Annotated in this window: 24 protein-coding genes and 1 tRNA gene; 18 read left to right on the top strand and 7 right to left on the bottom strand. The window is 64.5% G+C overall.

The annotated features are described in order from the left end of the window. Positions 1-8 precede the first annotated feature (8 nt). Together D4Q51_RS13450 and aroA are read right to left on the bottom strand one after the other, a co-directional pair. Positions 9-461, bottom strand: a complete 453-nt coding sequence (locus D4Q51_RS13450; RefSeq protein WP_240624745.1) for a DUF411 domain-containing protein — start codon at positions 459-461, stop codon at positions 9-11. 27 nt (positions 462-488) lie between these two features. Next, complete coding sequence (gene aroA, locus D4Q51_RS13455) at positions 489-1,844, bottom strand: 3-phosphoshikimate 1-carboxyvinyltransferase (protein WP_120078348.1); 1,356 nt, start codon at positions 1,842-1,844, stop codon at positions 489-491. 163 nt (positions 1,845-2,007) lie between these two features. On the opposite strand from aroA, the gene D4Q51_RS13460 reads away from it, so the two are divergent. From D4Q51_RS13460 to D4Q51_RS13535, 16 genes are all read left to right on the top strand, one after another. Next, positions 2,008-2,328 carry a TIGR02300 family protein gene (locus D4Q51_RS13460; protein ID WP_120078349.1) on the top strand — a complete coding sequence of 107 codons (321 nt, stop codon included), beginning with the start codon at positions 2,008-2,010 and terminating at the stop codon, positions 2,326-2,328. 157 nt (positions 2,329-2,485) lie between these two features. Further along, positions 2,486-2,561 (top strand) — tRNA-Ala (locus D4Q51_RS13465). Positions 2,562-2,714: 153 nt separating this feature from the next. Next, complete coding sequence (gene ffh / locus D4Q51_RS13470) at positions 2,715-4,187, top strand: signal recognition particle protein (protein WP_120078350.1); 1,473 nt, start codon at positions 2,715-2,717, stop codon at positions 4,185-4,187. Between the two features lie 37 nt (positions 4,188-4,224). Further along, entirely contained in the window at positions 4,225-4,713 is a 489-nt protein-coding gene (rpsP, locus tag D4Q51_RS13475) for a 30S ribosomal protein S16 (RefSeq protein ID WP_120078351.1), read from the top strand. Positions 4,714-4,715: 2 nt separating this feature from the next. Next, complete coding sequence (rimM, locus tag D4Q51_RS13480; protein ID WP_120078352.1) at positions 4,716-5,219, top strand: ribosome maturation factor RimM; 504 nt, start codon at positions 4,716-4,718, stop codon at positions 5,217-5,219. A 72-nt stretch (positions 5,220-5,291) separates the two neighbouring features. Continuing rightward, complete coding sequence (locus D4Q51_RS13485; protein ID WP_120078353.1) at positions 5,292-5,645, top strand: hypothetical protein; 354 nt, start codon at positions 5,292-5,294, stop codon at positions 5,643-5,645. A 36-nt stretch (positions 5,646-5,681) separates the two neighbouring features. Beyond that, the gene (locus D4Q51_RS13490; RefSeq protein WP_120078354.1) at positions 5,682-6,389 is read left to right on the top strand and encodes a DUF5818 domain-containing protein; all 708 of its coding nucleotides are present in this window, start codon (positions 5,682-5,684) and stop codon (positions 6,387-6,389) included. Between the two features lie 60 nt (positions 6,390-6,449). Beyond that, on the top strand, positions 6,450-6,779 hold the full coding sequence (locus D4Q51_RS13495; RefSeq protein ID WP_120078355.1) for a hypothetical protein: 330 nt from the start codon (positions 6,450-6,452) through the stop codon (positions 6,777-6,779). Beyond that, entirely contained in the window at positions 6,776-7,501 is a 726-nt protein-coding gene (trmD, locus tag D4Q51_RS13500; protein WP_120078356.1) for a tRNA (guanosine(37)-N1)-methyltransferase TrmD, read from the top strand. The genes D4Q51_RS13495 and trmD overlap by 4 nt, the downstream gene beginning before the upstream one ends. 12 nt (positions 7,502-7,513) lie before the next feature. Further along, positions 7,514-7,885: a 50S ribosomal protein L19 gene (gene rplS / locus D4Q51_RS13505; protein ID WP_120078357.1), complete on the top strand. Its 372-nt coding sequence runs from the start codon at positions 7,514-7,516 to the stop codon at positions 7,883-7,885. Positions 7,886-8,149: 264 nt separating this feature from the next. Next, complete coding sequence (locus D4Q51_RS13510; protein WP_120078358.1) at positions 8,150-9,325, top strand: APC family permease; 1,176 nt, start codon at positions 8,150-8,152, stop codon at positions 9,323-9,325. 73 nt (positions 9,326-9,398) lie between these two features. Next, entirely contained in the window at positions 9,399-10,424 is a 1,026-nt protein-coding gene (locus D4Q51_RS13515; protein ID WP_120078359.1) for an aspartate-semialdehyde dehydrogenase, read from the top strand. A gap of 5 nt (positions 10,425-10,429) precedes the next feature. Continuing rightward, positions 10,430-10,975: a hypothetical protein gene (locus tag D4Q51_RS13520; protein ID WP_120078360.1), complete on the top strand. Its 546-nt coding sequence runs from the start codon at positions 10,430-10,432 to the stop codon at positions 10,973-10,975. Then, positions 10,972-11,727, top strand: a complete 756-nt coding sequence (locus tag D4Q51_RS13525) for an alpha/beta fold hydrolase (protein WP_120078361.1) — start codon at positions 10,972-10,974, stop codon at positions 11,725-11,727. The genes D4Q51_RS13520 and D4Q51_RS13525 overlap by 4 nt, the downstream gene beginning before the upstream one ends. Before the next feature lie 50 nt (positions 11,728-11,777). Then, positions 11,778-12,779 (top strand): YncE family protein, encoded by a 1,002-nt coding sequence (locus D4Q51_RS13530; protein WP_120078362.1) that lies wholly within the window; start codon positions 11,778-11,780, stop codon positions 12,777-12,779. Further along, a complete protein-coding gene (locus D4Q51_RS13535) occupies positions 12,776-13,735 on the top strand; it encodes an NAD(P)H-binding protein (RefSeq protein ID WP_205689499.1) in 960 nt (319 codons plus the stop codon). The genes D4Q51_RS13530 and D4Q51_RS13535 overlap by 4 nt, the downstream gene beginning before the upstream one ends. A gap of 69 nt (positions 13,736-13,804) precedes the next feature. Here D4Q51_RS13535 and rplI read toward each other — a convergent pair whose 3' ends face one another. The 3 genes from rplI to rpsF are packed head-to-tail and all read right to left on the bottom strand — an operon-like array spanning position 13,805 to position 15,065. After that, positions 13,805-14,461: a 50S ribosomal protein L9 gene (gene rplI / locus D4Q51_RS13540; RefSeq protein WP_120078363.1), complete on the bottom strand. Its 657-nt coding sequence runs from the start codon at positions 14,459-14,461 to the stop codon at positions 13,805-13,807. Between the two features lie 14 nt (positions 14,462-14,475). Further along, on the bottom strand, positions 14,476-14,700 hold the full coding sequence (rpsR, locus tag D4Q51_RS13545) for a 30S ribosomal protein S18 (protein WP_119584342.1): 225 nt from the start codon (positions 14,698-14,700) through the stop codon (positions 14,476-14,478). Next, the gene (gene rpsF, locus D4Q51_RS13550) at positions 14,700-15,065 is read right to left on the bottom strand and encodes a 30S ribosomal protein S6 (protein ID WP_120078364.1); all 366 of its coding nucleotides are present in this window, start codon (positions 15,063-15,065) and stop codon (positions 14,700-14,702) included. Before rpsF ends, rpsR begins: the two co-directional genes overlap by 1 nt. A 190-nt stretch (positions 15,066-15,255) precedes the next feature. Between rpsF and D4Q51_RS13555 the strand changes: the two genes are divergently transcribed. Together D4Q51_RS13555 and D4Q51_RS13560 are read left to right on the top strand one after the other, a co-directional pair. Then, on the top strand, positions 15,256-15,780 hold the full coding sequence (locus D4Q51_RS13555; RefSeq protein WP_120078365.1) for a DUF3237 domain-containing protein: 525 nt from the start codon (positions 15,256-15,258) through the stop codon (positions 15,778-15,780). 81 nt (positions 15,781-15,861) lie between these two features. Continuing rightward, a complete protein-coding gene (locus D4Q51_RS13560; RefSeq protein WP_120078366.1) occupies positions 15,862-16,809 on the top strand; it encodes a DUF808 domain-containing protein in 948 nt (315 codons plus the stop codon). A 3-nt stretch (positions 16,810-16,812) separates the two neighbouring features. Here D4Q51_RS13560 and D4Q51_RS13565 read toward each other — a convergent pair whose 3' ends face one another. Together D4Q51_RS13565 and D4Q51_RS13570 are read right to left on the bottom strand one after the other, a co-directional pair. Then, positions 16,813-17,112 carry a hypothetical protein gene (locus D4Q51_RS13565; RefSeq protein ID WP_120078367.1) on the bottom strand — a complete coding sequence of 100 codons (300 nt, stop codon included), beginning with the start codon at positions 17,110-17,112 and terminating at the stop codon, positions 16,813-16,815. Positions 17,113-17,488: 376 nt separating this feature from the next. Further along, positions 17,489-18,898 carry a Mur ligase family protein gene (locus D4Q51_RS13570; RefSeq protein ID WP_205689500.1) on the bottom strand — a complete coding sequence of 470 codons (1,410 nt, stop codon included), beginning with the start codon at positions 18,896-18,898 and terminating at the stop codon, positions 17,489-17,491. Positions 18,899-18,904: the final 6 nt, after the last annotated feature.

Raw genomic sequence — 18,904 nt, forward strand, 5'->3', positions numbered from 1 at the left:
AGATCAGATCACTCGTAACTGGCGAAGACGGACATGCCCGCATCGCCAAAGGCAATCACCTGGTAGGACTGGGTGCGGTCGCCCATTTCCATGCCGGGGGAGCCGATGGGCATTCCGGGCACGGCAAGGCCTCGCACGCCTTCGGGACGTTCGGCCAGCAGCCTCTCGATCTCGGCGGCGGGCACGTGGCCCTCGATCACGTAACCGTCGACGATCATGGTGTGGCAGGAACGCAGCTGTGCGGGCACGCCGTGCTCGTCCTTCACTGCGGCCATGTCGGTGCTCTGCGTCACGGCGACTTCGGTCTGCATGCCCTCGCGCACGTGATCGGCCCAGTGATCGCAGCACCCGCAGTTCGGGTCCTTGAACATGGTGTAGGTCGCGGCCTGTGCGGCGCTGGAGCAGGCGGCCAGCGCAAGCAGGGCAGGGGCGACGAAGCGGCGGAAGGATCGGTTGGTCATCGGCGTAGGTCTCCTGGTCGATGCAGCCTAGCTGGTGCCTGAGGCCGAGGCCAGCAAGGTCTCGAACGTGGGAAAGCTGGTGGCGATGGGCGAGGTGTCGTCAACCGCCACGCCTTCGCGGCTGGCGAGGCCCGCCACGGCCATAGACATGGCAATGCGGTGGTCGAGGTGGGTCGTGACTTCTGCGCCTTCGGGCGTTCCCGGCAGCGGATCGCCGCCGGTGCCGTGGATGACGAGGCCGTCCTCGCGCTCTTCCACCCGTGCGCCTGCCAGCGTCAGCGCGTTGGCCATGGCGGTGATGCGATCCGATTCCTTGACGCGAAGTTCCTCGAGGCCGGAAGTCGTGGTGGTGCCCTGCGCCAGCGCGGCGGCGACGAACAGCACGGGAAACTCGTCGACCATCGCGGGCACGACTGCGGGATCGATCTCGACGCCGCTCAGCGCGGAATGGCGCACGCGCAGGTCCGCCACCGGCTCCCCGCCGACTTCGCGCCGGTCCAGCTCGTCGATCAGGCCGCCCATGTCGCGCAGCACGTCGAACAGCGCGGCTCGCGTGGGGTTGAGCCCGACGTTCTCGATCACGAGGTCGCTGCTGGGCACCAGCAGGGCGGCAACGGCGAAGAAGGCGGCGGACGACGGATCGCCCGGCACGACAATGTCCTGCGGCTTCAGGTCAGCTTCGCCGTGGATCGAAATTACGCGTTCCGGACCATTGGCGCCGTTCTCCTCGCCCACTTCCAGCGAGGCACCGAAGCCGCGCAGCATCCGTTCGGAATGGTCGCGGGTGGGTACCGGCTCGATCACCGTGGTGGTGCCCGCGGTGTTGAGGCCCGCCAGCAGCACGGCGCTTTTCACCTGTGCGGATGCGACGGGCAGGCGATAGGTGATCGGCACGGCAGGCGAGATACCGCGCAGCATCAGCGGCAGGCGGCCTCCGGGGCTGGCCTCGAACGATGCGCCCATCTGCGAGAGCGGGTCTATCACCCGTCCCATCGGCCGCTTCGACAGGCTGGCGTCGCCCGTAAACATCGCGGTAATCGGATGGCTGGCGACAAGGCCCATCAGCAGCCGCGTGCTGGTGCCCGAATTGCCCATGTCGAGCGCCTGCTGCGGCTGCAAGAGCGATCCCACGCCCACGCCGTTGATCCGCCAGGTGCCGTCTTCCCCGCGCTCCACCTTCGCGCCCATCGCCCGCATGGCGGCAGCGGTGGCCAGCACGTCCTCGCCTTCAAGCAGGCCGGTGACGCGGGTTTCGCCCACGGCCAGCGCGCCCAGCATGATGGAGCGGTGGCTGATGGACTTGTCGCCCGGCACGCGGATGCGACCGGTCAGTGCGCCGAGGCCGGAAAACCGTTTGGGCGAGGGCGGGTTGGAATGACTCAAGGTACTGCCTATCTCATCGTCTGTCGGCGCGGTGCTTTGACAGCGGCTTGGCCCTATGGCAAGGCGCGCCCGCTCGCGATTCAGGGGCTACTCCGAAACGCAAAGAACGCTATTCCCCGGTCCTCCCGATCATGGGCGGGCCGGATGAGACAAGGATTTACTTATGGCGAAGGCAGAATGGGGCACCAAGCGCACCTGCCCCAAATGCGGTGAACGCTTCTACGACCTGGGCAAGGAAGACCCGGTCACCTGCATCGAATGCGGCAACGAGTGGACGCCCGAACCCGTGCTGAAGACGAAGCAGCCGATCCCGTTCGAGGAAGAGAAGAAGGACGAGAAGAAGGATTCCGATTCGGATCTCGCCGATGACGATCTGGATGATATCGACGACGACGACGATTCGCCCGACAACGACGTAGACCTTGGCGGCGACGACGATCTCGGCGTCGACACCGGCGACGACGAGAAGGAAGAAGATTCCTGATTTTTCGATCTGCGCCCGTCCGGTGGGGCGGGCGCAGATGGAAAAAAGCCCTTGCGAAAGGAATACTCCTCTCATAAAGGGCCACCTCCCGACGCCGATGGGCTTCCACTGGCATAGGGAAACGGCATCTGGTAAGATGCTTCATATCGATGGTTAAGGGGCCTTAGCTCAGCTGGGAGAGCGCAACACTGGCAGTGTTGAGGTCAGCGGTTCGATCCCGCTAGGCTCCACCATCGAAGCATTTGATACGCACTTCGCGATACGCGCAGTGTTCTGATTTAGCGGGCCGCCATTCATTTTTGGGGCTCACGCTGGCCGACGAGTTTTCGTCCGCCGGCGTTTTTCGCGTTTGGCGGGCATCCGCCGCACAGGAGTTTTAGTAGCGCATGTTCGATACGCTGTCCGATCGCTTGAACAATGTCTTCGACCGCCTGCGTGGTCGCGGGGCACTGGCCGAGCAGGACGTGCGCGATGCCATGCGCGAAGTGCGGGTTGCCCTGCTGGAAGCCGACGTGGCTTTGCCCGTTGCGCGCGATTTCATTGCCCGCGTCACCGAACGCGCCGTCGGCCAGGAAGTGCTGAAGTCGGTCACGCCCGGCCAGCAGGTCATCAAGATCGTCAACGACGAACTGATCGCCATGCTCGGCGGCGAGGATGCGGGCGCGGGCGAAGCTCCGCCGCTCAACCTCGACGTTCGCCCGCCTGCCGTGGTGATGATGGTCGGCCTGCAAGGCTCGGGCAAGACCACCAGCACCGCCAAGATCGCCAAGCTGCTGAAGGAAAAGCAGGGCAAGAAGGCCATGATGGCCTCGCTCGACGTCAACCGTCCGGCGGCGCAGGAACAGCTGGCCGTGCTGGGCGAACAGGCCGGTGTCGCCACCCTGCCAATCGTGCCCGGCCAGCAGCCTGTCGATATCGCCAAGCGCGCGCTGGAAAGCGCGAAGCTGCAGAACGTCGATGTCCTGCTGCTCGATACTGCGGGTCGCCTGCACGTCGACGAAGCGCTGATGGCCGAGATGAAGGCCGTCGCCGGTGTCTCGACGCCTGCCGAAGTGCTGCTGGTGGTCGATTCGCTGACGGGTCAGGACGCGGTGAACGTCGCGCAGAGCTTTACCGACGAGGTTCCGCTCACCGGGGTCGTCCTCACCCGCATGGACGGCGATGCGCGTGGCGGTGCCGCGCTCTCGATGCGCGCCGTCACCGGCAAGCCGATCAAGTTCGCGGGCACCGGCGAGAAGCTGGACGCGATCGAGCGTTTCCACCCGGCGCGCGTGGCCGACCGTATTCTCGGCATGGGCGATGTCGTATCGCTGGTTGAGAAAGCGGCGGAAACGATCAAGGCCGAGGAGGCCGAGGAACTCGCCAACCGCATGATGAAGGGCAAGTTCGACCTGAACGACCTTCGCAAGCAGTTGCAGCAGATGCAGAATATGGGCGGCCTCGGAATGCTGGCGGGCATGATGCCGGGCATGAAGAAGGCCAAGCAGGCCATGGCCGGCGCCAACATGGACGACAAGGTGCTGGTGCACATGGATGCCATCATCGGCTCCATGACGGCCAAGGAACGGGCGAACCCCGCGCTGCTGAACGCCAAGCGCAAGAAGCGCGTTGCTGCGGGCAGCGGCACCTCGGTGCAGGAGGTCAACAAGATCCTCAAGATGCACCAGGAAATGGGCCGTGCCATGAAGCAGATCCGCAAGATGGGCGGCATGAAGGGTCTTGCTGCCATGTTCGGCATGGGCGGTGGCGGCGCAGGCGGTGCGCCCAGCGGCGCGCCCGGCCTTCCCGGTGGCGGAATGCCCGGACTTCCGGGTGGCCAGTTGCCCCCGGAAATGCAGGATTTTCTCAAGAAGAAATAAGATTATTCAAAGATTTGAGTTGGAAAGGTAAGTTTTAATGGCAATTTCTCTTCGTCTCGCCCGTGGTGGCGCCAAGAAGCGTCCGTACTACCGCATCGTGGCTGCCGACAGCCGCCGTGCGCGTGACGGCAAGTATCTGGAGCAGCTGGGCACCTACAACCCGATGCTGCCCAAGGATTCCGAAGATCGCGTGAAGCTGATTGAGGACCGCGTGCGCTACTGGCTGAGCGTTGGCGCCCAGCCGAGCGACCGCGTGCACCGTTTCCTCGATGCCGCCGGCATCCTGGAACGCGCTCCGAAGAACAACCCCAAGAAGGGTGAACCGGGCGAAGCCGCCAAGGAACGCGCCGAGGAAAAGGCCGCCAAGGCTGCCGAGGCCGAGGAAGCCAAGAAGGCTGCCGAGGAAGAAGCCAAGGCTGCTCCGGCTGAAGAAGAAGCACCCGCTGAAGAAGCACCCGCTGAAGAAGCCGCTGCTGAAGAAGCTCCCGCCGAGGAAGCTGCCGAAGAAGAGAAGTCGGAAGGCTGATCTTGTCCGGATCCCGTCCCGTCACGCTTGCTGCTGTCACCGGTGCGCACGGCGTGACGGGCGAGGTCCGCCTGAAACTGTTCGGCGACGGGTTTGCCTCGCTGAAAGGGCACAAGTCGTTCAACGCTTCCGGTTCGGGGGCGACCCTGACCCTGAAAAAGGTTCGCGACGACAACAAGGGCGGCGCCATCGCGCGCTTCGCCGAAATCGAGAACCGCACCGCCGCCGAGAACCTTCGCGGCACCACGCTCACTGTCCCGCGCGAAACGCTCCCTCCACTGGAGGAAGGCGAGTACTACCACACCGACCTGATCGGCCTTGCCGCCGTGTCGACCAGCGGCAGCGCGTTGGGAGAGGTGATCGACGTGCAGAACTTCGGCGCGGGCGACGTGATCGAAATTCGCCGCCAAAACGGCAAAACTTTCATGGTGCCCATGCGCGTCGAAGCCGTGCCCGGCTGGGACGACGAAACTCTCACCGTCACGGACGATTTCGCCGATATTTAGGCGCGCCCTTGCCTCAGGCGTCTTATCACGCTAATACACCTGCCGGGACGCAAGCTGGAGGGATCGAACATCATGTGGCTCTTGTGGGTACTGCTCACCATTTTCCTGATCGCGGGTATGTCTGCCGGACTGGCGCTGGGTATGCACCTGCTGTTTCCGCGCATGGCGGAACGGGCCCGCATCATCTGGGCCGCGGGTCTCGCCGCATTCCTTCCAATGAGCCTCGCTTTCGGCGGTTTCTTCCTTGAAGCGAACGTTGCCGAGGATGAATTCCTGCTCAGCGTCGTGGCGCTGGTGTTGCTGACCTTCGTGATCCTCTCCGTCTGCTGCCTGCCGCCTGCATGGTATGCCACCACGCGCCTGGGGCGCGGCAAGGAGACGGTGCCGGAGATCGAGAACGACGCGCCCGAACTGATCGAGGGCTGATCGGAAACATCCGCGCGTCCGCCACGTTGCAGTGGCATGAGACACTGGATATCCGTTTCCGCCGCCGCTCTCATCGCCGCCTGTTCGGACGCACCGGGCGATGACAGTGCGCCAACGCCCGCCATCGAAAGCGATCCCATCGCCGCCGCCCCCTCGGCGCAGGCGGGCACGCTCGCGCTCGAGGGACGGCTGGAGCAGGGCACCGAATGCATGGTGCTCGTTACCCCGGATGGCGAGCGCTGGGCGATCTCGGGAGAGGCCGACAACGTGACCATTGGCGATTACGTGGAAGTCTTCGGCGAACAGGCCGAGGCCAGCTTCTGCATGGAAGGGCAGGGCACTATCATCCCCAGCAGCATCGACACGATGCAGCCCCCGGCGAGGGACCGCGATCCCGCACGAGCAGGCGGCATCGCGCTCACCCGCGCCTATGTGACCGGAAGCTGGGTCGCCAAAGGCGTCGATGCCGATTGCGACCGGCCCGATTTCCAGATCACCGCGGGCCAGGGCGACAGGCTGGTGATCGAGACCAGCGTCAACGGCACCCCCGAAACGGGCCGCGTCGCGCTGGGCAATTACCCGGTGATCGACTGGGACGACCCGCTGCCCGACATGCCGCTGGAAAGCCGCGGCCCCGATAGCCTCGCCGTGCTGCGCCCCGCCACAGATGCGCGCTACGACCCTGTCGACGTGGGCGGCGCGACGATCGCGGGCGACGGCGTGGAATTCGTGAAATGCGCCTGAGGCGCTTCCGCTGTGCGAGGCTGATTGCGCAAAGGGGCAATCCTGCCTAACGCTGGCGGCATGACCGACCAGTTCCTGATCTTCTTCGCCGTGGTGCTCGTGCCGTTCCCCATCGGCTTCGTGCTGGCCCATTACCGTCCCGAAAGCCGCAGCCTGAAGAACGCCGCGCTCGCCGCGCTGCCCGTCAGCCTGCCGTGCTTCGCCTATGCGCTGTGGATCACGTTCACGAACGACATGACCTGCCCGACCAAGGAGCCGTGCGAGAACATGGCGGTGCTGTGGGCGATGGCCTTCTACGTGATTGGCGTGCTGACTGCCGTGACGGGGTTCGGCGTGGGCCTGCTGGGCGATGCCTATGCGCGCAACCGGGCGAAGAACAGGTCGGAATGACCTTCGCCGCCACCATCCTCACCCTCTACCCGGAGATGTTTCCCGGCCCGCTCGGCCTGTCGCTGGCGGGGCGGGCGATGGAGCGGGGGGACTGGTCTTGCCAGACCGTGCAGATCCGCGATTTCGCGACCGACAAGCACCGCACGGTGGACGATACGCCCGCTGGAGGCGGAGCGGGAATGGTGCTGAAGCCCGACGTGCTGGCAAGCGCGCTCGATAGCGTGGCGGACAGCCGCCCGGTCCTCGCCATGACGCCGCGCGGGAAGCCCATCACGCAGGCGCGCATCCGGGAGATCGCGGCGGGGCCGGGCGTCACCTTCGTGTGCGGCCGGTTCGAGGGGTTCGACGAGCGTTTCTTCGAGGCGCGGCCGCAGGTCGAACAGGTGAGCCTTGCCGACATCGTCCTCTCCGGCGGAGAACCCGCCGCGCTTGCCATACTCGACGCTTGCATTCGGCTGCTTCCGGGGGTAATGGGCGCGGCTTCTAGCGGGCATGAGGAATCGTTCGAGGACGGTTTGCTCGAATACCCGCAGTATACCCGACCTCAGGAATGGGAAGGGCGCACGATCCCTGAAGTGCTGCGATCGGGGGATCATGCGAAGATCGCTGCTTGGCGCAAGGCAAGAAGCGAACACGATACACGGTTACGCAGGCCGGACCTTTGGGAGCGCCGCGGTGGTGCTCCGGGCCAGTCTGCCTCTGATGCGCAGCATGAAAACTAGAAGGAACGACCAATGGGTCTGATCCAGGAACTTGAGGCCGAAGCAATCCAGGGCCTCACCGAAGGCAAGGAAATCCCCGATTTCCGCGCCGGTGATACGGTTCGCGTCGGTGTGCGCGTTGTCGAAGGCCAGCGCACGCGTGTGCAGAACTTCGAAGGCGTCGTGATCGCGCGCTCGAACCGCTCCATCAATTCGAATTTCACCGTTCGCAAGATCAGCTTCGGCGAAGGCGTGGAACGCGTGTTCCCGCTGTACTCGCCCAACATCGACAGCATCACCGTGGTCCGCCGCGGCATCGTGCGTCGTGCCAAGCTGTACTACCTGCGCGGCCGCACCGGCAAGCGCGCACGTATCGCCGAACGTCGCGAGAACCAGCCGAAGTAAGCTTCGCAGCGAAATCTCGCACCGCAAACGAGAAGGGGCGGCTTCCCAGAAGGTGGAAGCCGCCCCTTTGTCGTTCTTGCGACAATCGATCTAACCAGGATCGACCTGGTGACTGAAGGCCAGGGTTTTCCGTGTCACCTTGCACAGAATTGAAGGTGAACGGTTAACACGGAGTTACCGAACACGGTTAGCAGCGAGTTAACCATGAACCGTTGAGAGGGGCGGCGCTTGCCATCGCGCCCTGCCGGTGCTTCACCCCCGCACATGAGTGGCAGCAAGCTCAGCACCAACGCGGCCTTTGCCATGGCCGTTGGCGGGATGATCGGCGGCGGCATCTTCGCCACGATGGGCGTCGTTATCTCGGTGGCGGGCAAGTGGGCGTGGGCCAGCTTCCTGATCGGCGGGCTGATCGCTCTGGCCACGGCCCATTCCTACGGCTGCCTGACCCGGCAACTGGACAAGGCCGGCGGGGCTTTCGCCTACCTGCGCGACCTTGGGCACGACAAGGTGGCGCGCGTTGTCGCCTGGGCACTGATGCTGGGGTACACACTGACGGTATCGGTCTACGGTTACACCTTCGGGGCCTACCTTGCCCATGCCGTGGGCGGGCCGGGCTGGTTGCCGCAGGCTGCCGCTATTGCCTCCATCGCCATTCTCGCGGGCGTGAACCTGATGGGGGCGGGCGAGAGCAGCATGGTGGAAATCGTGGTGGTGTGGGGCAAGCTCGCCATCCTCGTGGTGCTGGCCGCCATCGGCCTGTCGCAGTGGGACGCGGGCCAGCTTGTCGCCAGCGAAAGCACCGGCTCCGGCATCAGCGGCGCGATCATCGGCGCGGCAACCGTGTTCATGGCCTACGAAGGCTTCCAGTTGCTCGCCTACGACTATGACGAAATGGAAGACGGCAAGGCCATCGGCAAGGTGATGTCCGTGGCCATCCTCGTCACCATCGCGGTCTACATAGTGGTGGTGCTCGGCACCGCGATGCTGGTGGGCGGCGATGCCATCGTGGAGCGGCAGGAAATCGCCTTGGCGGAGGCGGGACGCGCCGCGGCGGGCACCGCGGGATTGATTGCCGTCACGATCGCCGCGGTATTCTCCACCGCGTCCGCGATCAACGCCACCATCTTCGCTACGGCGCGGCTGGGAAGGGAAGCGGCCGACGAGGAGGAAATGCCCGCCATCTTCGGCAAGACCGACAGCGAGGGCGTTCCTTACGCCGGAATCCTTGTCATCGCCATTGCCGCCAGCGCCATGGCCTTTTTCGGCGCGCTGGACCAGCTGGTGCAGGGGGCAAGTTTCGTTTTCCTGGCGGTGTTCGCCACTGTCAACTTCATCGCCTATATCCGCAATGTCGCGCATCGCGGCGTAGCCATTGCGGGCTGCCTCGGCGCGCTGGCGGCGATCGTCCTGCTGGCCCTGCATCTCGCCGGTATCGTATGAAACCGCAATTACGGTTGCATGTGCGAAAAGGCACGCTAGCTAGCGCGCGTCAATCAATGGAAGTGAGTTTGAAATGGGTTATCGTGTTGCCGTAGTCGGTGCGACGGGAAATGTCGGGCGCGAGATGCTCGCCATCCTGGCTGAGCGTGAGTTTCCGATGGACGAGGTGTCCGCAGTCGCCTCCGGACGGTCGACCGGCACCGAGATCGAGATCGGCGACACCGGCAAGATGCTGAAATGCAAGAACCTCGAGCATTTCGATTTTTCCGGCTGGGACATCGCGCTGTTCGCCTGCGGTAGCGAGGCGACCAAGACCTATGCTCCCAAGGCCGCGGCAGCGGGCTGCGTGGTGATCGACAACAGCTCGCTCTACCGCATGGATCCTGACGTTCCGCTGATCGTGCCCGAGGTGAACCCCGACGCCATCGACGGCTATACGAAGAAGAACATCATCGCGAACCCCAACTGCTCCACCGCGCAGATGGTGGTGGCGCTGAAGCCGCTGCACGATGCCGCCACGATCAAGCGCGTGATCGTCTCCACCTACCAGTCGGTTTCCGGCGCAGGGAAGCAGGGCATGGACGAGCTGTTCGAACAGAGCCGCGCCATATTCGTGGGCGACCAAGTGGAGCCGCGCAAGTTCACCAAGCAGATCGCTTTCAACGTCATCCCGCACATCGACACCTTCATGGACGACGGCTCCACCAAGGAAGAGTGGAAGATGGTGGTGGAGACCAAGAAGATCCTCGACCCCAAGGTAAAGGTGACGGCCACCTGCGTGCGCGTGCCCGTGTTCGTGGGCCACTCCGAAGCGATCAACCTGGAGTTCGAGAAGGAAATCTCTGCCACCGAAGCGCAGGACATCCTGCGCGAGGCGCCGGGCATCATGCTGGTCGACAAGCGCGAGGACGGCGGATACGTCACCCCGGTGGAAAGCGCCGGCGACAGCGCCACCTACATCAGCCGCGTGCGCGAGGATTCCACCGTCGATAACGGCCTCGTCCTGTGGTGCGTCAGCGACAACTTGCGTAAGGGTGCGGCATTGAACGCCGTGCAGATCGCCGAGCTTCTCGGCCGTCGCCATCTGAAGAAAGGATAATCGCCATGCGCCGCCTTGCCCTGATCGCCCTTCCATTGTTCCTCGCCGCCTGCGGCGATACACCGGAGGGCGAAGGCCAGGCGGGCGCCGGGCAGGGCGCGATAGAGCCGGTCCCCGATGCGACGCTGGAGTTGCAGGGCACCGGTATCGTGATCCCCGCACAGGCCGGGTTCGAGGAACTGGCCGTGCCGTTCGGCTCCGCCCGCGCGCCGACCGAGGCGACACTCGCCAATCTCGTCGGCAGCGCCATCGACGAGAGCGACCAGCCCAACGACTGCGGCCTCACTTTCACCAGTTACGAGGGCCTGAGCCTCAATTTTCGTGACGGCCAGTTCGTCGGCTACACGGCGGAAGCACCCTACGTGCCGGAAACCACACGCGGCGAAATGCTGGCGGGTGAAAGCGTCACGCTGGTGGAAGACAGCACGATTGGCGAGGAATTCGTGATCGCCGCGGAAGCCGGGCCGGAGATTGCCGGCCTGTTCTCCGGCGAAGGCGAGAATGCCGCCGTGCAGATGCTGTGGGCGGGCGAGAACTGCATCGCACGATGAACGACATTCGCCGCGAAACCATCGCCGCGCCTGACGGCACCTCCATCGTTGTCCACTGCCTGGGCGAGGGCCGCCCGGTCCTCATGTTTCACGGCCTGTTTTCCAGCGCCGAGATGAACTGGGTGAAGTTCGGCCATGCCGCACTGCTGGCCGACAACGGCTTCGAATGCATCATGCCAGACTGGCGCGTGCACGGCGAGAGCGACGGCCCGACCGACGCCGCGCTGTATTCGCCCGGCGTGCTGGTGCGCGACGCGCTGCATATCGTGGAGACGCTGGGGCTGGAAGACTACGACCTCGTGGGCTTCTCTCTTGGCGCGCGCACGGCCACCAGCGCGGTGATCGCGGGGCTGAAACCGCGCAGGCTGGTGCTGGGCGGCATGGGGATCGAGGGGCTATCCAACTGGCAGGCCCGCAGCGCCTTCTTCGTCGACATGATCGACCGCTTCGACACCATCGAGCGTGGCGATCCGGCGTTCATGGCGAAAAGCTTTATGAAAGGGCAGGGCATCGATCCCGTCGCCGCGCGCCTCCTGCTGACCAAGGGCGTGGAGGATATCGCGAGGGAGGACCTCGCCAGGATCACCATGCCCACGCTGGTGCTGATTGGGGACGAGGACCGCGACAACGGTTCGCCCGAGAAGCTGTGCGATGCCTTGCCCGATGCGACCATGGCGGTCGTGCCGGGTAATCACATGGGTAGCGTGACGAAGAAGGAAATGGGCCGCGCCATCCTCGACTTCCTTTCGTAGCACGCCCTGCTAGGCTTGGGGCCGGGACACGACACCGGGGATCCAGCACCATGCGCCTGCCAATCGCCATTACCGCAGCATTCGCGCTGTGCGCCTGTAGCGCCACGACCGGGGCACAGGCCCCTGCCGCGCCTTCCGATACCAGCACCGGCACGCTGTTCGTCGCCAACAAGCGCGGGGCCAGTCTTTCGCGCATCGACCTTGCCAGTGGCGAGGAAACGCACCGGACGCAGACATGCGAGAACCCGCACGAATTGACCGTGTCGCCCGACGAGGCGCACGTAATGGTCGCCTGCTATTCTGGCACTTCGGTAGAGGTCTATGCGACGCGCGAACTCGCCGCCGTCAGCGAGATAGAACTGGACGAGAACGCCCGCGTCCATGCCGCGATCTGGCTGGACGACGGACGCGTGGTGGCAGGCGGGGAAGGGCGCGGGTCGCTGTTCGTGATTGAGGGCGCCGCTACGGGCAAGCCGGTCGTGACGGAAATCGGCGGCGGCGGGCCGGGCGCGCACCTCGTTGTGGTGGACGCGGCTGGCGAAACGGCATGGGGCACGATCATCCCCGAAGGCGCTGTCGTAAAGTACGACCTCACCAGCATGGAGGAAACCGGGCGGCGGGCGGTCGGCAATGCCATAGAGGCCATCGCGCTTTCGCCGGATGGCGCGGACCTGTGGGTCTCCTCCAACGAGGACAATGTCGCCTACCGTCTCGATCCCGACACGCTTGAAATCCGCGCCGAAGTGCCGACGGGCGAAGTACCCATTCGCCTTGCCATGCACCCTTCCGGCGATTTCGTGGTCAGCAGCAACTTCGGCAGCGGCGACCTGACTGTGATCGACACCGCGACGGGCGAGGCCGTGCGCACCATTCCCGTATCCGGCAGCAGTGATGCGGTGCAGGTGACGCTGGTGTTCAGCGAGGACGGTGAGCGGCTCTACGCCGCCGAAACCGCGACGGACACCATTGCCGAGATCGACTTCGCCAGTGGCGAGGTGTTGCGCCGCCTGCCCACCGGGCCAGGCGGCGACGGGCTGGCGGTGATCGATTGACGGCAGCGGCAGGCAAGCGCGTCCTGCTGTTCGGCGCCAGCGGCACCATCGGCCATGCCGTTGCCCTTGCGCTGCTTGACGACGGGCACGCGGTCACCTGTTTCCTGCGCCCCGAGCGCACGGCCGACGCGCAGACCGGGGGCCTGGGGCGGGCAGGCGCCGTGTGCAGGTTCGGCGACGTTACCGATCCCGCCTCCATCATGCGCGATGCCTTTGCCGGGGAGCCGTTCGACGCGGTCGTCTCCTGCCTCGCCTCGCGCAACGGTGTGCCCGCCGATGCGAGAGCCATCGACTACCAGGCCAATTCTGACATCCTGCAAGCGGCAAGGGCGAACGTGGTGCCGCAGATGGTGCTGCTCTCGGCCATTTGCGTGCAGAAGCCGCGCCTTGCCTTCCAGCACGCCAAGCTGGCCTTCGAGGCCGAATTGCGGGCATCGGGCCTGGCATGGTCCATCGTGCGCCCCACGGCCTTCTTCAAGTCGCTGTCCGGGCAGGTGGAGCGGGTGAGGGCGGGAAAGCCGTTCATGCTCTTCGGCGACGGCGAGCTGACGCGGGGCAAGCCGATTTCGGACAGGGACTGCGCCCGCTTCATCAGCGCTTGCCTCACCGATCCGGCGCTGCAGGGCCGCATCCTGCCCATCGGCGGACCGGGACCGGCGATCACCCCGCGCGAGCAGGGGGAGATGCTGTTCCGCCTGCTGGGGGAGCCTCCGCGCTTCCGGCACGTGCCGCTGAAGGCGATGGACGGCATCGTTGCCATGCTCGATTCCGCCGCGCGTTTTTCTAGGCGCGCTGCCGAGAAGGCCGAATATGCCCGGATCGGGCGATATTATGCGAGCGAGTCCATGGTGGTCCTCAACCCGCTGACCGGGAAATACGATGCCGATGCCACACCGGAATTCGGCGAGGACACGCTGGAATCGCATTACCGCGAATTGATCGCCGGCGCCGACTGATACGGCCCGCACTAAAAAGGGGCGCTGCCATCGCTGGCAACGCCCCTGATTTCGTCAGCCGCGAAAGGCTCAGGCGTTCTCTTCGCCTTCTTCGCTGTCGCCTTCTTCGGCAGCAGCGTCTTCGGCGAGAACTTCGGCACCTTCTTCGGCGCTGGGCAGGTCGCCCAGTTCACGATCGGGGTCGAGCTCTTCCTGGAAGCCTTCACCCGCGATGGCGGCGGCTTCTTCTTCGGCAGCCTGCTTGAGGATGTCGACGCCCTGGCTCTGCAGCTCGGCTTCGTCTTCCGAACGTGCCACGTTGGCCTTGATCGTCACCTCGACTTCGGGGTGCAGGCGGATGGTCACGTCAAACATGCCGATGGTCTTGATGGGCGCGCCCATGATGACCTGCTTCTTGTCGATGTCGTGGCCCTTGTCGGCAAGGCCGGCAGCCACGTCACGCACGTTGACCGAGCCATAGAGCTGGCCGGCGTTGGAAGCGGCACGGATCAGGACGATCTCGGTGCCTTCGACCTTGGTGCCCTGCTTTTCGGCGTCGGTACGACGTTCGGCGTTCTCGGCTTCCAGCTTCTCGCGGTTGGCTTCGAAGACCTTCTTGTTCGCCTCGTTGGCGCGAAGGGCCTTCTTCTGCGGCAGCAGGAAGTTGCGGGCGTAGCCGTCCTTCACGGTGACGATGTCACCGATCTGGCCCAGGCCGCCAACGCGTTCGAGGAGGATGATATCCATGTGTCTTGCTCCTCTTACTTCACGATGTAGGGCAGCAGGCCCAGGTGGCGGGCGCGCTTGATGGCCTTGGCCAGTTCACGCTGCTTCTTGGCAGAAACGGCGGTGATGCGGCTGGGCACGATCTTGCCACGCTCGGACATGAAGCCCTGAAGGAGGCGCACGTCCTTGTAATCGATTGCGGGGGCGTCCTTGGCCGCGAACGGGCAGGACTTGCGACGACGGTAGAACGGACGGGCCATCAGTTGCGCTCCTCACGGTCGGACCGCTTCTTCTTGTCGCGGTCGTTCTTGCGCATCATGACGGACGGGCCGTCTTCGTGATCTTCCACGGCGATCGTCAGCCAGCGGATGATGTCTTCGTTGATGCGGTTCTGGCGCTCCAGCTCGGCCACCAGAGAGCCGGGGCCCTCGATGTTGAGCATGACGAAATGCGCCTTGCGGTTGCGGTCAATCTTGTAGGCGAGGGACTTGAGGCCCCAGGTCTCGGTCTTCACGACCTTGCCGTCGTTGGCTTCCACGATTTCGGTGGCACCAGCGGCAAGCGCGTCTACCTGAGCCTGGCTCAGATCCTGACGCGCGAGGAAAACATGCTCGTAACGAGCCATGCGCGCTTCCTTTCACTTCCTGCCGATCGCTGACATTGGCACGGCGAATTCCGCGCGCGTCCCTCCGGCTTTCTTGGTTTTCCGCATGTGGGCCATTTATGCCCCGATTCAGCGGAAGGCGCGCACATAGCGGGATTGGCGGATATTGCAAGGGCGGTTACGGTCCTTGGCAAGAGGAGGGATTCGTCCAATGCGTTTGATACTGGCCGCCGTTGCAGCCGCCATTGCCACACCTGCTATTGCCATAACGGCCGCCGCGCAGGAAGCCCCTGCGCCGCCGGAACCGGGGCTGGAACTGCTCTACCGCTCCGTCGTCACGCTGGGCGAAGTGATCCCGGTGGGCGAGACGCCGCGCGGCATGCGCCGGATCATTCCTATCACCGGCGGCACTTTCGAAGGGCCGGACATGCGCGGCGAGATCCTGCCGATGGGCTGGGACTGGCAGCTCGACCGCTCCGACGGGTGCAGCGACATCGTGGCGGACTATTTCCTGCGCACGGACGACGGTGTCATCATCAACGTGGTGAACACCGGAACGCTGTGCATGCCCGTGCCCGGAGAAGCGCCGCCGCCACCTGTGCGGACCAGTCCTGCGTTCGAGGCGCCGCTGGGTGAGTACCAGTGGCTGACCCGCGGGGCTTTCGTGGGGACACTCGGCTTCGACCCTGCGGTGAGCGAGCCGCACGTCGTCATCACCGTCTATCGGGCCAATTGAGAATTCATTAGGGCGTTCTGGGGGGCGGATAGAAATGCGCTCCCGAACGTAGATGCCCATCCGAACTGTAAAGGAAATTCCATGCCCGGTGGCCTCGTAGCCCTGCTCGACGACGTATCCATCATCGCCCGCACGGCTTCCGCCAGCGTCGACGATATCGCCGCAGCCGCCGGGCGCGCCGGGTCCAAGACGGCAGGCGTGGTGATCGACGATGCGGCGGTGACGCCGAGCTACGTCACTGGCCTTTCGCCCGCCCGCGAATTGCCGATCATCTGGAACATCACCAAGGGCAGCCTGAAGAACAAGCTGCTGATCCTGCTGCCGGGCGCATTGTTGCTAAGCGAGTTCCTGCCGCAGGCCATCGTTTTCATCCTGATGCTGGGCGGCGCCTACCTCTCCTATGAGGGGGCGGAAAAGGTGATCGAGAAACTGGGCGGCGAGAAGCACGGCAAGACCGTGGACGATGAGATCGACGATCCCGTCGCTTTCGAGAAGCAGCGCACATCGGGCGCGATCCGCACCGATCTGATCCTGTCTGCCGAAATCATGGCGATCACGCTGAACGAAGTGGCAGCGGAAGACCTCCTCACCCGCGCGGGCGTGCTGGCCATCGTCGGTGTCGCGGTGACCGTTGCTGTCTACGGCGCGGTAGCGCTGATCGTGAAGATGGACGATGTGGGCCTGCATCTTTGCAAGGAAGGGCTGACCGATGCCGGAAAGCGGTTCGGTCGTTTCCTGCTGAAAGCCATGCCCAAGCTGTTAGTGGCGCTATCCTTTATCGGCACCATTGCCATGCTCTGGGTCGGTGGGGGCATCATCCTCCATGGCCTCGCGGAAATCGGCATTTCCGGGCCGGAGCACTGGGTGGAGGGCATAGAGCACGGCGTCTCCGCCATCGCGGGCGGCCTGTTCGGCTGGCTCACCTTCGCCGGGCTATCCGCGCTGACCGGCCTCGCGCTGGGCGGGGTGATCGTGTTCATCCTGCACAAGGTGCTGGGCCTCGGTCACGAGACCGGGGCAGGGCACTAGGCGCTAAGCTGCGCTGCGCCGCTGGCGGCGCTCGGCCTGCAGCCACGCGTCTTCGGTCGGCCAGTTGCGACCGTCCTCGGCCTCCACACGGCCATCGGGGTGGATGATGACCCAGCCATCCTCGTCGACCGCGCGCGGATCGAGCACGAGCGGGGTGAGGCGGCGGTCCTGCGCGATCTGCCAGCCGATCACGTTGCATTTCACCAGGTCCACCTGGTTATCGTCGAAATAGGCGTGGACCATGTAGGTGCCGGGCGCCGCATCCAGCATCCCCACACCGCTCTGGCGGTAACTCTTCTGCATGATTACAGGCCCTTGCCTCTCGTTCGACTGCGATACGAGAGCGCATTATGGCTCACAATCGTTGCAAAAGGCTTTCAGGTAAGATCGTGGCCGCAATAGCCGCACGAGCGCGGCGGACGGTCGGGACGAATTGCGAAAAATGCTTGTACGCGAGAACCATGTTTCGTGGATAGCGCTTCATTCACGGGTTCGTGACAGTTCGGGCATTCCGGAAAGCTGAAGGACGTATAGGCGCATACCAGATATCCGACGAGGCCTATGACCAGGAGAGCCTCGTGCTCTTCTCCGCCGAATTCGGCAATCGCAAACGGCAGGATGAAGGCTAGCAGGAAGCCCGTCCATACGCCGTTGAATATTCAGGCCTTGGCGTAAGTGCTCACAGACGTTTCAGCAGGCCTTGCGCAAAAGTCGTCAACGTATCGTCGCGCGCGCCCATCACTGCCACGCGGTCTCCGGGCTTCGTGAGTTCGACGATGCGATCGCCGCAGCCCTCGCGCGTTTCGATGTATTCGGCGTTCCCACCGGCTTCGCGGATCAATTTGATGATCCGCTCGCTGCCCTCACTGCGATCCACAGTGCCGCCGAAGTACACCGGTTCGCACATGATCGTGATATCGTCCGGCCCCAGTTCCTCGGCAAAGGTGTGCGCCAGTTCGGTGCCCATCTGCTTGAGCGGGCCGTAGCCGTGCGGCTGGAAGAAGGCGATCACGCGGCCTTCCTGCGATTTAAGCGTGCGCAACGTGGCGCGGGCTTTCTCCGGGTTGTGGCCGAAATCGTCGATCACGGTTACGCCGCTCTCGCTGGTGCCGATAACGTCGAAGCGCCGGGCGAGGCCTTTGAAGGTGGAGAGCGCGATCGCCGCGTCGTGCACCGGGATCCCTGCCGCCACGGCAGCGGAAATGGCCGCCAGCGCATTCTCGAGATTGTGCCGCCCCGGCATCGGCAGCCGAAGCGAGTGGCCCACGTCCTTGCGCCGGTCGACAAGGATCGCGTCCGTCTCGGTCTCGCTTTCGAGAATGGTGCCCGGCTCGATGCCGAAAGTCGCCTTGTGGTTGTCGATCCCGAAAGAGATAACGTTCTTGCACCTGCGCGCGAGAAACTCCGCGTCCTCATCGTCGAAATTCACCACGGCAATGTCCGCGCGCAGCAGGAAATCGCCGAACAGGTGGCGCAGTTCTTCCATGCTCTTGTGATCCAGGCTGATGTTCAGCAGCACGGCCACGGTGGGATCGTAGAGAGCGATCGAGCCGTCGCTCTCGTCCACTTCGCTCACGAACACGTCGCTGCGGCCGACAACGGCGCTGGCGAAGGGATTGTCGGGCGAAGCGAAGTTCTTCATCACCGCGCCGTTCATGATGGTGGGCGAACGGCCGGTATATTCCATGATCCAGCCGAGCATGGCGGTGGTGGTGGACTTGCCGCTGGTGCCGCCCACCGCCAGCGAGACGGGCGCGGCGTTGAAGAGTTTCGACAGCAGTTCGGCGCGGGTGAGGCGCGGGCAGCCTAGCGTTCGCGCGCGGATAACCTCGGGCACGGTGTCCTCGATTGCGGCGCTCGCCACCAGTACCTGGTTACCGCTGGTCAAGCCGCTGCCATCCTGAGGGAACAGCTTGAATCCGCGCTGTTCCAGCCAGGCGAACTTTTCCGGCGTGCGTCCCTGGTCGAAGCTGCGATCCGATCCGCCGACCTCCGCGCCGAGGCCCTTGACGATCTGGGCGAGGGGCAACATGCCCGAACCGCCGATGCCGCAGAAGAAATACGATAGGGAGGACTTTTGCTCGTTCATCTTCTG

Source organism: Aurantiacibacter odishensis, from assembly GCF_003605195.1.
GTDB lineage: Bacteria > Pseudomonadota > Alphaproteobacteria > Sphingomonadales > Sphingomonadaceae > Alteraurantiacibacter > Alteraurantiacibacter odishensis.

Coding starts and splice junctions, on each gene's coding strand:
- D4Q51_RS13450 (WP_240624745.1), bottom strand. CDS start 461: ATGACCAACCGATCCTTCCGCCGCTTCGTCGCCCCTGCCCTGCTTGCG.
- D4Q51_RS13460 (WP_120078349.1), top strand. CDS start 2,008: ATGGCGAAGGCAGAATGGGGCACCAAGCGCACCTGCCCCAAATGCGGT.
- ffh (WP_120078350.1), top strand. CDS start 2,715: ATGTTCGATACGCTGTCCGATCGCTTGAACAATGTCTTCGACCGCCTG.
- rpsP (WP_120078351.1), top strand. CDS start 4,225: ATGGCAATTTCTCTTCGTCTCGCCCGTGGTGGCGCCAAGAAGCGTCCG.
- D4Q51_RS13485 (WP_120078353.1), top strand. CDS start 5,292: ATGTGGCTCTTGTGGGTACTGCTCACCATTTTCCTGATCGCGGGTATG.
- D4Q51_RS13490 (WP_120078354.1), top strand. CDS start 5,682: ATGAGACACTGGATATCCGTTTCCGCCGCCGCTCTCATCGCCGCCTGT.
- D4Q51_RS13495 (WP_120078355.1), top strand. CDS start 6,450: ATGACCGACCAGTTCCTGATCTTCTTCGCCGTGGTGCTCGTGCCGTTC.
- trmD (WP_120078356.1), top strand. CDS start 6,776: ATGACCTTCGCCGCCACCATCCTCACCCTCTACCCGGAGATGTTTCCC.
- rplS (WP_120078357.1), top strand. CDS start 7,514: ATGGGTCTGATCCAGGAACTTGAGGCCGAAGCAATCCAGGGCCTCACC.
- D4Q51_RS13510 (WP_120078358.1), top strand. CDS start 8,150: ATGAGTGGCAGCAAGCTCAGCACCAACGCGGCCTTTGCCATGGCCGTT.
- D4Q51_RS13515 (WP_120078359.1), top strand. CDS start 9,399: ATGGGTTATCGTGTTGCCGTAGTCGGTGCGACGGGAAATGTCGGGCGC.
- D4Q51_RS13520 (WP_120078360.1), top strand. CDS start 10,430: ATGCGCCGCCTTGCCCTGATCGCCCTTCCATTGTTCCTCGCCGCCTGC.
- D4Q51_RS13525 (WP_120078361.1), top strand. CDS start 10,972: ATGAACGACATTCGCCGCGAAACCATCGCCGCGCCTGACGGCACCTCC.
- D4Q51_RS13530 (WP_120078362.1), top strand. CDS start 11,778: ATGCGCCTGCCAATCGCCATTACCGCAGCATTCGCGCTGTGCGCCTGT.
- rplI (WP_120078363.1), bottom strand. CDS start 14,461: ATGGATATCATCCTCCTCGAACGCGTTGGCGGCCTGGGCCAGATCGGT.
- rpsR (WP_119584342.1), bottom strand. CDS start 14,700: ATGGCCCGTCCGTTCTACCGTCGTCGCAAGTCCTGCCCGTTCGCGGCC.
- rpsF (WP_120078364.1), bottom strand. CDS start 15,065: ATGGCTCGTTACGAGCATGTTTTCCTCGCGCGTCAGGATCTGAGCCAG.
- D4Q51_RS13555 (WP_120078365.1), top strand. CDS start 15,256: ATGCGTTTGATACTGGCCGCCGTTGCAGCCGCCATTGCCACACCTGCT.
- D4Q51_RS13560 (WP_120078366.1), top strand. CDS start 15,862: ATGCCCGGTGGCCTCGTAGCCCTGCTCGACGACGTATCCATCATCGCC.
- D4Q51_RS13565 (WP_120078367.1), bottom strand. CDS start 17,112: ATGCAGAAGAGTTACCGCCAGAGCGGTGTGGGGATGCTGGATGCGGCG.
- D4Q51_RS13570 (WP_205689500.1), bottom strand. CDS start 18,898: ATGAACGAGCAAAAGTCCTCCCTATCGTATTTCTTCTGCGGCATCGGC.